The 11243-nt window shown below is 72.8% G+C and carries 10 protein-coding genes; 6 read left to right on the top strand and 4 right to left on the bottom strand.

Annotation, left to right across the window (positions count from 1 at the left end; translation table 11 throughout):
* Positions 1 to 498 (bottom strand): DUF222 domain-containing protein (locus tag ACERUN_RS11300; RefSeq protein ID WP_370290052.1); only part of this gene is annotated, 498 nt, incomplete at its 3' end.
* A gap of 213 nt (positions 499 to 711) precedes the next feature.
* On the bottom strand, positions 712 to 1284 hold the full coding sequence (locus tag ACERUN_RS11295; protein WP_370290051.1) for a TetR/AcrR family transcriptional regulator: 573 nt from the start codon (positions 1282 to 1284) through the stop codon (positions 712 to 714).
* Between the two features lie 59 nt (positions 1285 to 1343).
* Here ACERUN_RS11295 and ACERUN_RS11290 point away from each other — a divergent pair, with 59 nt between their 5' ends.
* The gene (locus ACERUN_RS11290) at positions 1344 to 2270 is read left to right on the top strand and encodes an oxidoreductase (RefSeq protein WP_370290050.1); all 927 of its coding nucleotides are present in this window, start codon (positions 1344 to 1346) and stop codon (positions 2268 to 2270) included.
* A gap of 233 nt (positions 2271 to 2503) precedes the next feature.
* Positions 2504 to 4423 carry a PHB depolymerase family esterase gene (locus ACERUN_RS11285; protein WP_370290049.1) on the top strand — a complete coding sequence of 640 codons (1920 nt, stop codon included), beginning with the start codon at positions 2504 to 2506 and terminating at the stop codon, positions 4421 to 4423.
* Between the two features lie 36 nt (positions 4424 to 4459).
* On the opposite strand, the gene ACERUN_RS11280 is transcribed toward ACERUN_RS11285, so the two are convergent.
* Positions 4460 to 4867 carry a hypothetical protein gene (locus ACERUN_RS11280; RefSeq protein WP_370290048.1) on the bottom strand — a complete coding sequence of 136 codons (408 nt, stop codon included), beginning with the start codon at positions 4865 to 4867 and terminating at the stop codon, positions 4460 to 4462.
* Between the two features lie 125 nt (positions 4868 to 4992).
* Between ACERUN_RS11280 and ACERUN_RS11275 the strand changes: the two genes are divergently transcribed.
* From ACERUN_RS11275 to ACERUN_RS11265, 3 genes are all read left to right on the top strand, one after another.
* A complete protein-coding gene (locus tag ACERUN_RS11275) occupies positions 4993 to 6096 on the top strand; it encodes an LLM class flavin-dependent oxidoreductase (protein ID WP_370290054.1) in 1104 nt (367 codons plus the stop codon).
* Complete coding sequence (locus ACERUN_RS11270) at positions 6093 to 6713, top strand: CE1759 family FMN reductase (protein WP_370290047.1); 621 nt, start codon at positions 6093 to 6095, stop codon at positions 6711 to 6713. The genes ACERUN_RS11275 and ACERUN_RS11270 overlap by 4 nt, the downstream gene beginning before the upstream one ends.
* 213 nt (positions 6714 to 6926) lie before the next feature.
* On the top strand, positions 6927 to 9206 hold the full coding sequence (locus ACERUN_RS11265; RefSeq protein WP_370290046.1) for a methyl-accepting chemotaxis protein: 2280 nt from the start codon (positions 6927 to 6929) through the stop codon (positions 9204 to 9206).
* Between the two features lie 101 nt (positions 9207 to 9307).
* Here the strand turns inward: ACERUN_RS11265 and ACERUN_RS11260 are convergent, their stop codons facing one another.
* Positions 9308 to 10573, bottom strand: coding sequence for an alpha/beta hydrolase family protein (locus ACERUN_RS11260; RefSeq protein ID WP_370290045.1), 1266 nt, complete (start codon positions 10571 to 10573; stop codon positions 9308 to 9310).
* A gap of 61 nt (positions 10574 to 10634) precedes the next feature.
* Between ACERUN_RS11260 and ACERUN_RS11255 the strand changes: the two genes are divergently transcribed.
* Entirely contained in the window at positions 10635 to 11240 is a 606-nt protein-coding gene (locus ACERUN_RS11255) for a TetR-like C-terminal domain-containing protein (protein ID WP_370290044.1), read from the top strand.
* The last annotated feature ends 3 nt before the right edge of the window (positions 11241 to 11243 follow it).

The raw sequence follows: 11243 nt of genomic DNA, 5'->3' as shown, positions 1-11243 counted from the left end.
GAGGATGTGGACACCGAGGCGTTTGAGGTCGGCTGGTGCGTGGTCGGCGGCGAAGTGGATGAGTGAGGCTTCGGCGTCGAGTTTGACCTGGGTGCCGAGGCGGTCGGGGAGGTTGTCGACCGTCTCGATGATGACGCGGGCTTGGCCCTCGTTGACCAGACCGGATGACATGGCTGCTGCGAGGCGGGGCAGGCGCTCCAACGCTTGGGCGAGGCGGTACTGCGTGGCGGTGATGCGCCGGTCGGTGCGGGTGGCGTGGGCCAGCCAGGCGCCGGGGTCGCGGGCGCCGGTGTCGTCGGCGACATCACCGGAGGCGGCCAGGACCCGTGCCTTCAGCTCGGCGACAGCGGCCTCGACCCGGGTGAGCTCGATCAGGGCGGTCTTCTTGTCCTCCACGCTCATGTACACCGCCTGCACCTCACGGACCTCACCCAAGGCGGTTTGAAGGGTGTGGGCGCAGGCGATCACCGGGTGGGTGGTGGTGACGTCGACGCTCATGCGCTGGTTCTCCGAGATCCCGAGGAGGACTTGTGGGGACCATCATGAGATGGGGGTCCGACACAATGACCCGCTCGGCCCCGGGTTCTCCACACCCACCCCGGGCCGCCCCGAGTGCACTGCCGGCGGTCCGTCGTCCACGCCCGAAATCACCTGACTACTCGACCGAAACTCGTGCTCCTTGCATGAAGCTTCAGCCGACCAGCACGAGATTCACCGGCCCACCGGTGAATCCCGCCGCGGCGCGGACCGGAGCCCGGCGAGGACCACGGCGAGGTAGGTGGCCCGGCGCTCAGGAGAGGTGGGGACGGCGGCGAGGATCTCGAGGACGTCGGCCGCGCCGACGTCCGCACGCAGGGTGCCGGCGCGATGGGCTGCGGCGACGAGGTCGTCGAGGGCGGCGTAGCCGCGCGCCTCGAGTTGATCGGCTCCCGGCAGGTCGACCGCTGCGCCGCGGGCCTGGGCGCGGTACTCCTTGAACGCGCGATCGGTCGCGTAGGTCTCGGCCGCGGACGCCAGGGCCGTCTCGAACTCGCGACCCACGTCGCCGTCGGTCTCGATGCGCGCGAGGGCGGCGTCGAGGAGGTCGACGAGGCGGCGGGTGGCGTCCTGGACGACGGCGCCGACGAGATGGTCCTTGCTCGGGTGATGGCGGTACAGGGTGCCGACGGCGACGCCGGCTCGTTCGGCGATGCGGACCATCGAGGCGCCGATGCCCTCCTCAGCCACGACGTCGCGCGCCGCCTGCAGGATCGCCTCGCTGTTGCGGGCGGCGTCGGACCTCATGGCTCGCATCATGAACCATGATTCATCTTGTGGTCTAATATGAACTCGCATTCACCTTCATGAGAGGAACGACCATGGGCTGGACCCCCGCCGACCTTCCCGACCTCGCCGGGCGACACGTCGTCATCACCGGCGCCAACGCCGGCCTCGGCTTCGAGACCGCCCGTGTGCTCGCCGGTGCCGGCGCGAGCCTCACCTTCGCCTGCCGCAACCGCGCGAAGGCCGATGCCGCCGTCGCCCAGCTGGTGGCCGAGCACCCGCGTGCCGAGGTGACGGTGGTCGACCTCGACCTCGCTGACCTGTCGTCGGTCGCTGCGGCGGCCGAGCGGCTCCACGCGGAGGGGCGGGCGATCGACGTCCTCATCAACAACGCGGGCCTCATGGCCATCGACGAGGCGCGCACCGCCGAGGGCCTCGAGATGCAGTACGCCGTCAACCACCTCGCGCACTTCGCCCTCACCGCCCGGCTGATGCCGCTCGTGGCCGCCTCGCCGCAGGGCCGCGTGGTCAACGTGGCGAGCATGGGCCACCGCGCCGCCCGCGGCCAGGCCGACCCGCGGCTGGAGAAGCCGTACGACCGGTGGAACGCCTACTTCCACAGCAAGCTCGACAACATCCTGTTCACCTCCGAGCTGCAGCGCCGCCTGGCCAGCGCCGGCTCGCACGTGAGCGCGATGGTCGCCCATCCGGGCGGCGCCGACACCGACCTCGGCTTCGAGGGCACCGGCGTCAGCAACCTGCTCATGCGCCGTGTCGCCCGCTTCGTCACGCAGCCCGCCGCCGCCGGGGCGCTGCCGATCGTGCGCGCGGCCACCGACCGCACCCTGCCGCCCGGCGCCTTCGTCGGGCCGCGTTTCGTCGTCCGCGGGCGGACGCCGGTGGTGGAGCGCCCGAGTCGGCGGGCTCGCGACGAGCAGGCTGCGCGGGTGCTGTGGGAGGACTCGGTGCTGCAGTCCGGGCTCGACCCGGTGGCGGCGCTCGGCTGACGCCGCGGCTCGTCGTCCACGCCGTGGCCGGACTGGTCGACCGAATCTCGTGCTTCTTGCATGAAGTTTCAGCCGAGAAGCTTGGGATTCGCCGGTCAACCGGCGAATCTCAACCGACGCGAGCCCCCGCTCGAGCGGGCGGCAAACCGCTGCGGCGAGCGGGTCGGAGGCGTACATTCGGCGGTCGCGGGGTCATGGGGGCTCCGCGCCGGCGCTCTCGGTTAGGCCCGCTCATGCTCTCGAACAACCGCCGACCCCTCGGGGCGCCCGCGGCCGCGCTCGTCGCGCTCCTCGCCGTGCTCGCCGTCGTCCTCGGCCTGGCAGGTGCGCAGGTGGCGGCAGCGCGGACGACGGCAGCGCTCGCCCCGGGCTCGACACACGCAACGCCCGCCGCGCAGGCGAGCTCCGGTGAGCTGCCGCGCAGCAGGTTCACGCCGTTGTGGTTCCCAGGGCCGAACCCGACCGGGTTGACGGCCTTCGCCTACGTCCCGCGCAGCCTCGCGCCGGAGCCCGGTGTGCTGCTGGTCGCCCACGGGTGCGGCACCACCGCCCGCCGCACCTACGAGCAGATCTCGCACGAGCTGGTGCCGGCGGCGGAGGAGTACGGCTTCACCGCGGTGTTCCTGCAGTCGCCGCGCAGCGACTCCTGCTTCGACGCCTCTACGCCCGCCGCCCTGCGTCGCGACGGCGGCGGCGATCCGCAGGGCGCAGCCTCGGCCGTGCGGTGGGCGCAGGCGATCACCGGCGCGAGCCCGTCGCGCACGAGCGTTCTGGGGTTCTCCTCCGGCGCACTGCTCACCACGGTGCTGCTGGCCGAGTACCCCGACGTCTTCACCGCCGGCTCGGCGTTCATGGGCGCGCCCGCGGGCTGCTTCGCCGCCTCCGGCGGCTCGATGTGGAACCCCGACTGCGCCGCGGGCCGCGTCGACCGCACGCCCCAGGAGTGGGCGCGCGTGGCCCGCGCACTCGGGGGCCCACTGCCCGCCGACGGGTCGCCCGGCATCCCGCGCCTGCAGTTGTGGCACGGCACCCGCGACCGGTCGATCGCCTACGCGAACCTCCGCGAGAGCGTCGAGCAGTGGACGACGCTCGCCGGCGTCGGCCTCGAGCCCGCCTCGGTCACGGTGCCGGTGCCCACGTGGCGGCGGGTGCGCTACGGCGACGACGGCGCGCACCCGGCGGTGGAGGCCGTCACGGTGGCCGACGTCGGCCACGTGCTGCCGTTCACCGCGATGGTGAGCTTCGCGCTGCAGTTCCTGCGTCTCGACGAGGGGCAGCCGGTGGACGGCGGATCCGCGACGCCCACCCCCAGCCCGACCCCGAGCCCGACCCCGCCCCCGCTGGCCACCCCGGTGCTGCGCGGGCTCCCGGCTCTCACCTCCGACGCTCGCCCGGCCGTCACCCTGCTGCGCGCTGACGGCACCACCGCCGGCATCGACGAGGTGCGCCTGTGGGTGGACGACCTCAGCGGCCCCGGGGTCGCCCTCGCGCCGGGCGTCGCGCGCACCCTCGACCTCGCGGGCCTGCGCGACGGACGCCACGTGATCCTCGTCGACGTGTGGGAGTCCGACGGACGCCTGACCCGCCTGCGTCCCTCCGTCACGCTCGACCGCGATCCGCCCCTGCTCCGCCCCACGCAGGTCGGCCGCACGCTGCTCGGTCGGCCCGGCGGCGTGGCGGCGGCCCCGGGCGCGGTCGACACCGGCTCGGGCATCGCGAGCGCCGGCTGCGCGAGCGCGAGCGCCCAGCGCCTCGGTGAGGTGCGCGTCGTGTGCACCGCCAGCGACCGCATGGGCCATCGCGCCAGCGCCGCGATCACCGCGCTCGTCGAGGCCGCGCCCCAGCTCTCCATCGGCTCGGGTGCGCGCGTGCGGGGCGGCCAGCCGGTCGTCGTCCACCTGCTCGATGCCCGTGGACGACGTCTGCCCGACCCCCTCGCCCGCGTGCTGGCGCGGGGGTGCGGGGTGAGCGCCGCCCTGGCTCGCGGCGTCACGACCCGGGTGAGCTGCTTGACCTACGACGCCGCGCGCGACCGCTTCGCCGGGCGCCTGCCCGCCGGTGCGCCCGCCGGCACCGCCCGACTCTCGCTGCAGGTGCGCTACCCCGGCGGCGGCCGCACCGACCTCGCGCGCTCGGTGCGCGTCGTCCGCTGATGGAGAGCTGACTGAGCGCCGACCCGCGGGCAGGTCTCAGCGCGCCGCGCGCCGGCGCGCGATCGCCGTGGCCGCCATGCCGACGAAACCCACCGTGGTGGCCACGAAGGAGGCGCCGGCGGCAGCCTTGTAGCCGGGCTCGTCGATCAGCTCGGGCTTGAAGGCGAGCGGGAGGAAGAGCATCGCGTTGGTCCAGGCTCCCGTGGCCAGCGAGCCCTGGACGATGCGGGGCGCGTCGGGCACGGCCACGCCGAGCGCCACGGTGCTGGTGCCCAGGGCCACGAGGTCGAGGTGCCACTGGCGGATCCGGGGCACGCTCGCCACCCCGGCCCTCCGCGCGCCCTCGGGGTTGCTGATCGCGTAGGTGAACGCCCAGCCCGACAGGGCGGCGGCCGCGAGCTCGACGACGCCCGAGGTGACCAGGGCGGAGGGTCGCTCGCTCATGGGCCCATCGTAGGAGGCGCCCGCCGAGGGGCCGGTCGTCGGAATAGGCCGGCAGGCCCTAGGGTTGAGGAAGTTGACACGTCCACCACTTCGCGGACGCGACTCTCCGGAAGGCGATGACCCCCATGCAGATCGGCATCTTCACCGTCGGCGACCTCACCACCGACCCCACCACGGGTCGCACCCCCACCGAGCACGAGCGCATCAAGGCCACCGTCGCCATCGCGCAGAAGGCCGAGGACATCGGGCTCGACGTGTTCGCCACCGGCGAGCACCACAACCCGCCGTTCGTGAGCTCGAACCCGACCGCGACGCTCGCCTACATCGGCGCGAAGACCGAGCGGATCATCCTCTCGACGGCCACGACGCTGATCACCACGACGGACCCGGTGCTCATCGCCGAGGACTACGCGAAGATCCAGCACCTCACCGACGGCCGCGTCGACCTCATGATGGGGCGCGGCAACACCGGGCCCGTGTACCCCTGGTTCGGCAAGGACATCCGCCAGGGCCTCAACCTCGCCATCGAGAACTACGCGCTCCTGCGCCGGCTCTGGAGCGAGGACGTCGTCGACTGGCAGGGCCGCTTCCGCACCCCGCTGCAGGGCTACACCTCCACGCCGCGCCCGCTCGACGGCGTGGCGCCGTTCGTCTGGCACGGCTCGATCCGCAGCCCCGAGATCGCCGAGCAGGCCGCCTATTACGGCGACGGCTTCTTCCACAACCACATCTTCTGGCCGGCCTCGCACACCGAGCAGATGGTGCGCCTCTACCGCGAGCGGTTCGAGCACTACGGTCACGGCCCGGCCGACACCGCCATCGTCGGGCTCGGCGGCCAGTTCTTCATGCGCCGCAACAGCCAGGACGCCTGGAACGAGTTCCGCCCCTACTTCGACAACGCGCCCGTCTACGGCCACGGCCCCTCGCTCGAGGACTTCACCCGCCAGACGCCGCTCACCGTCGGATCGCCCCAGCAGGTGCTCGAACGCACGCTCTCGTTCCGCGACTACGCCGGGCACTACCAGCGCCAGCTGTTCCTCATCGACCACGCGGGCCTTCCGCTGACGACCGTCCTGGAGCAGCTCGACCTGCTCGGCGAGATCCTGCCCGACCTGCGGGCCGGCTTCGCGGAGGGCCGCCCCGCCCACGTCCCCGACGCACCCACGCACGCCTCGCTCGTCGCCGCACGCGCTGCCGGGCAGGTCGAGCAGGCGGGAGCCGTGGCATGACCCGCCTGGTCGTGGTGTCCGCGGGCCTGTCGAACCCGTCGTCCACGCGGTTGCTCGCCGATCGCCTCACCGCTGCGGTGGTCGGCGAGCTGGGCGGGCCGGGCGAGGGGGTGGACGTCGTCCACGTGGAGCTGCGCGACCTCGCCCACCAGCTCACCGACCAGCTGCTCGTCGGGTTCGCGGCTCCCGAGCTGGCCGCGGCCCAGGCCGCGGTGCGCGACGCCGACGGCCTCATCGTGGTGACGCCGGTGTTCTCGGCGTCGTACTCGGGGTTGTTCAAGACCTTCTTCGACACCCTCGAGCAGGGCGTGCTCGACGGCACGCCCGTGCTGATGGGCGCCACTGCCGGCACGGCGCGTCACTCGCTGGTGATCGATCACGCGCTGCGCCCGCTGTTCGCCTACCTGCACGCGGTGGCCCTGCCCACCGGCGTCTTCGCCGCCACCGACGACTTCGCCGGCCCCGACCTCGACCTGCGCATCACCCGCGCGGCCCGCGAGCTGGTCGGCGCGATGGGTGTCGGCGGCAGCGCGGTCGGCGAGCGCCGCGAGCTCGTGGACGACGCCCTCGCCGCCGTCACGCCCTTCGAGGAGCTGCTGCGCCGTTCGCGCGGTTGAAGACTCCCAGCCCGGCCACGACGGGACCTTCGACTCTATCGAGCACACGCTGTTGATGTTTGGCGTGAAACTCGGCGAACTTCTGTTGAGATAAAAGATTCCCTTTCGCGAGAAGTTGCGAATATCTGAACTCAACAGTTCCATCGCGGGGCCGAATCGATAGCTCGAGCCGCCCGGAGCCACTGGGGCGACCGAGAAGTTGGGACACCCCCCGTGACCGAGATCCAGACCCGCCCCGTCCGTCGCGACCACCCCGGCGCCAGTCCCGGTGCCGTCGGCTCGCCGCTGCACCTGCAGCCCTCCGTGCTCGATCAGCTGCCCACCCGGGTGATGGTCGCCGACCGCGACTTCGTCATCACCTACATCAACCCGGCATCCCTGACCGCGCTCACCGCGCTGGCCGACTGGCTGCCGGTGGCGCCGGACGCCGTCGTCGGCTCGAGCCTCGACGTCTTCCACAAGAAGCCGGCCTACCAGCGTGGTCTGCTCTCCGACCCCCGGGCGAACCTGCCGCGCCAGTCGCTCATCCAGCTCGGCCCCGAGACCCTCGACCTGCGCATCGCCGCCATCACCGACGAGTCGGGCACCTACCTGGGCGCGATGGCCACGTGGGACATCGTCACCGAGAAGCTCGTGCTCGAGGCCGAGGTCGCGCGGATGACCTCGATGATGGAGCAGGCGCCCACCAACATGATGTTCGCCGACCGCGACTTCGTGATCACCTACATGAACCCCAAGTCGCTGGAGACCCTGCGCGGGTTGGAGCAGCACCTGCCGGTGCGGGCCGACGAGGTGGTGGGTTCGAGCCTCGACATCTTCCACAAGAACCCGGCCTACCAGCGTGGGCTGCTGGCCGATCCGTCGAAGCACCTGCCGCGTCGCGCGAACATCCAGGTCGGCCCGGAGATCCTCGACCTCAACGTCTCGGCGATCACCGACGCGCACGGCGAGTACGTGGGGGCGATGGCCACGTGGGAGGTCGTCACCGACGCGATCAACCTCGCCCAGGACCGCGACGCGGCCGAGTCTGACACGACCGCCGCCAACCGGGTCGAAGCCGGCGTGAGCGCCGCCACCACCCGCGCGGAGGCGGTGATGGCCGCGATCGAGCGGGTGCGCGAGGAGTTCGGGTGGGCGTACGGCTCGTTCTGGGCCGTGGACCCGGTCGAGCGGGTGCTGCGATTCGAGGCCGAGTCCGGCGACGTCGGCGAGGAGTTCCGCGCCGTCACCCTCAAGGCCACCTTCGCCGAGGGCGTCGGCCTCTCCGGCCGTGCCTGGCAGGCCCGCGACGTCTTCACGACCCGCGACCTCGGTGAGATGACCGACTGCGTGCGCGCCCCCGTCGCGCAGCGCGTCGGCGTGAAGTCGGGTGTGTGTTTCCCGATCATCGTCGGCGGTGAGGTGGTCGGAACCATGGACTTCTTCTCCACCGACGTTATCGAGCTCTCCGAGCGCCGGCTCAACGTGCTGCGCACCGTGGCCCGCCTGGTGAGCGCGGCCTTCGAGCGGATCAGTGCTGCTGAGGCTGATCGTGCGGCGCAGGAGGATCTCGCGGCCAAGGTCGCGCAGATCCTGGACGTCGTCCAGGCCGCCGCCAGCGGTGACCTCACCCGTGCGGTGGCCTTCGAGAGCGACGACGCCGCCGGCCAGGTCGCCGCCGCCCTCAATGCCCTGCTGGAGATGCAGCGCGCGTCGATGACCGAGATCGGCCACACCGCCGAGCAGCTCGCTGCTGCCGCCGATCAGCTCAACAGCCTCTCGCAGGAGATGGAGCGCGGTGCGGCGTCGACCTCCGAGCGCGCGACCAGCGCGATGGGCGCCTCGGGCGAGGTGAGCGGTGCGATCCAGACCGTGGCCTCGGCCGCTGAGGAGATGACCGCCTCGATCCGCGAGATCTCGCAGAACACCACCGAGGCCGCGACGGTGGCCACCGGGGCCGTGAGCGTGGCCGGCTCGGCGCAGGAGACCATCGCCAGCCTGGGCGAGTCGAGTGCGGAGATCGGTCAGGTGCTGAAGGTGATCACCTCGATCGCGCAGCAGACCAACCTGCTCGCCCTCAACGCCACGATCGAGGCCGCGCGCGCCGGTGAGGCGGGGCGCGGGTTCGCGGTGGTGGCCGGCGAGGTCAAGGAGCTGGCCAAGGAGACCGCGCGGGCCACCGAGGACATCGGGCGGCGGATCGAGGCCATCCAGGGCGACACCCGCGGCGCGGTCACCGCGATCGCGGAGGTCACCGAGGTCATCCAGCGCATCAACGAGATCCAGACGACGATCGCCTCCGCGGTGGAGGAGCAGACCGCCACCACCAACGAGATCGCGCGCAACGTCACCGACGCCGCCACCGGCGCCGCGGGCATCGCCGAGGACGTCACCCGCGTGTCGACGTCGGCCGACGACACCCGTCAGGGCGCCCAGGCTTCGCTGACCTCCGCCGGCGAGCTCACCCGCATGGCCGGCACCCTCGAGAGCCTCGTCAACCGCTTCACCTACTAAAGAACCCGACCGCGACCGACGCGCGTCGTCCACCGACCCCCCAGGGAGAACGAGGGCCCGGGAAGCAGCGCTTCCCGGGCCTTCAGCTCTGCCGGGCCAGCTCAGCGCAGCTGTCGCTCGAGCCAGTCGATCGTGAGGTCGAGCCACTGGTGGTAGTGGCCCATCGCGCAGTGGTCGTCGTCGGGGTAGAGCACGAGTTCGCCGAAGGGTGCGGCCGCCGCGAGGTCGATCGAGTCGCGGGTGCTGGCCAGGGTGTCGCGCTCGCCGTTGATCACCAGCAGCGGAGCGGTGATCGCCCCGTATCGGCGGCGCAGCGAGAGGCGGTGCAGCCGCAGCGCCATCGCCCACGGGTGGGGTGCGCCGGTGGTGTGCTCGAGGGTGCTGAGCATGATCTCGGGCATCCCCCACACCGCTGACGGACGGAAGCTGCGGTGCAGCAGCCCGCCGTTGGCCACCACCGCGCGCAGGCGCCGGTCCTGCGCCGCCATCCGGGCGGCCCAGTGGGCGCCGAAGCTGAAGCCGACCATCGCGATGCGCTCGGCGTCGATGCGCGGGTGCGCCGCCATGCGGTCGATGAGGGTCGAGTACACCGCCGAGGACGCCGCCGACATCGGCACCCGGTCGAGGTAGGTGCCCGGCATCTCGGTCACCAGCACGGCCAGGCGCCGGTCGCGGTAGCGCAGCAGCGGCAGGAGGAGCTCCTGCACCGTGCCTTCGAGCCCGTTGCTCACCAGCACGCCCGGCACCACGTCGTCCCCGGCCGGGAGGACGACGATCGCCGAGCTGCGGTGGCCGTCGACGCTCATGTCGAGGTGCTCCACCACCACGCCGAGCGGTGCGGAGAGGCCGTGCAGGAGCAGCTCGAAGAGCGCCCGCGAGCGGCGGTAGGCCTCGAGGCGCGCGGGCGTCCACCCGGGCCAGGCGGCGGCGAAGGTGTAGGTGATCGCCGCGATCCAGGCCGTGAGCGCCGCCGAGGCGTCGTCCTCGGTGGCGCCCGCCTCGCCGGCTCCCGCGAAGGCGGAGGCGGCGGCGCCGAGCACCCGGGCGAGCTCGGTGGCGGCCGCGTCGTGATCGGCGCTGAGCAGCTCGGCGAGCGAGGGCGCGCCCTGCTCGCGCAGGTGGCGGTCGACCACGGCGATCCGCTCGTCGGCGAGCGCGTTCCAGTAGGTCGTCCACCCGTCGTCCTCGAAGGTGCGGCAGGCGGCGAGCTGGTCGGTGAAGAGCTGCTTGTCGAGCCCGCCCATGAGCGAGAAGCGGTCGGCGAAGAGCGCAGGGAGGTAGTAGCCGGCGCCGCCGCGGCGGGTGCCGCGCTCGGTGGTGTGGCTCAGCGCCCGCGCGGTGACGGCGAGGTCCTGGGCGAGCGTCATGGGCCGACGGTAGGGCGCGATCGGCTGTTAACGCAAAGATCTGTGCGATAGCGTGCGGGCCATGTCAGCCCTGCGTGAGGACGTCGACCGCTCGGTGCGCCGTCGCACGGGCGGTCGCTCGGCCGCGGTGCGCAGCGCGGTGCTCGGGGCCGCTCTCGCCGCGCTGGAGGAGGGGTCGACGGCACTGAGCCTGCCGGACCTCGCCGCGCGCGCCGGGGTCGCGCCGTCGTCGCTCTATCGCCGCTGGGGATCGTGGGAGGCGGTCGTCGTCGACGCCCTGCTGGCCAGCAGCGAGGCGGCGGTGCCGGTGCCCGACACGGGCACCCTGCGCGGCGACCTGCTCGCCTACGTCGGCACGGTCGCCGGCCACCTCGCCTCGCCGCGCGGGCGCGCGCTGGCCCGAGCCGCCGTCTCCTCGGGTCACCACGCGGGCGCCCACGAGGTGCGCCGGCGGTTCTGGACGACGCGCTTCGAGCTCGCCCGCGTGATGTTCGACCGCGCGCGCGAGCGCGGTGAGCTGCCCGCCTCGGGTGCGGACGACCTGCTCCTGCTCGAGCTGCTCGTGGCGCCCCTTCACTTCCGCGCCCTTGTCACCGGCGACGACGCCCGCGCCGCGCTCGCCGAGCGGGTCGACCTCGTGCTCGCCGCCGCTGGGGCGGGGCGATGAGCA

It is taken from the genome of Nocardioides sp., from assembly GCF_964229035.1.
Lineage (GTDB): Bacteria > Actinomycetota > Actinomycetes > Propionibacteriales > Nocardioidaceae > Nocardioides.
Note: the sequence above shows the minus strand (reverse complement) of the source record. Positions and strands in the feature narration are given on the sequence as shown.

Excerpts from the sequence above, each read along its gene's own strand:
- ACERUN_RS11295 (WP_370290051.1), bottom strand. The coding sequence starts at position 1,284 with ATGAGGTCCGACGCCGCCCGCAACAGCGAGGCGATCCTGCAGGCGGCG.
- ACERUN_RS11260 (WP_370290045.1), bottom strand. The coding sequence starts at position 10,573 with ATGACGCTCGCCCAGGACCTCGCCGTCACCGCGCGGGCGCTGAGCCAC.
- ACERUN_RS11290 (WP_370290050.1), top strand. The coding sequence starts at position 1,344 with ATGAGAGGAACGACCATGGGCTGGACCCCCGCCGACCTTCCCGACCTC.
- ACERUN_RS11270 (WP_370290047.1), top strand. The coding sequence starts at position 6,093 with ATGACCCGCCTGGTCGTGGTGTCCGCGGGCCTGTCGAACCCGTCGTCC.
- ACERUN_RS11255 (WP_370290044.1), top strand. The coding sequence starts at position 10,635 with ATGTCAGCCCTGCGTGAGGACGTCGACCGCTCGGTGCGCCGTCGCACG.
- ACERUN_RS11280 (WP_370290048.1), bottom strand. The coding sequence starts at position 4,867 with ATGAGCGAGCGACCCTCCGCCCTGGTCACCTCGGGCGTCGTCGAGCTC.
- ACERUN_RS11285 (WP_370290049.1), top strand. The coding sequence starts at position 2,504 with ATGCTCTCGAACAACCGCCGACCCCTCGGGGCGCCCGCGGCCGCGCTC.
- ACERUN_RS11275 (WP_370290054.1), top strand. The coding sequence starts at position 4,993 with ATGCAGATCGGCATCTTCACCGTCGGCGACCTCACCACCGACCCCACC.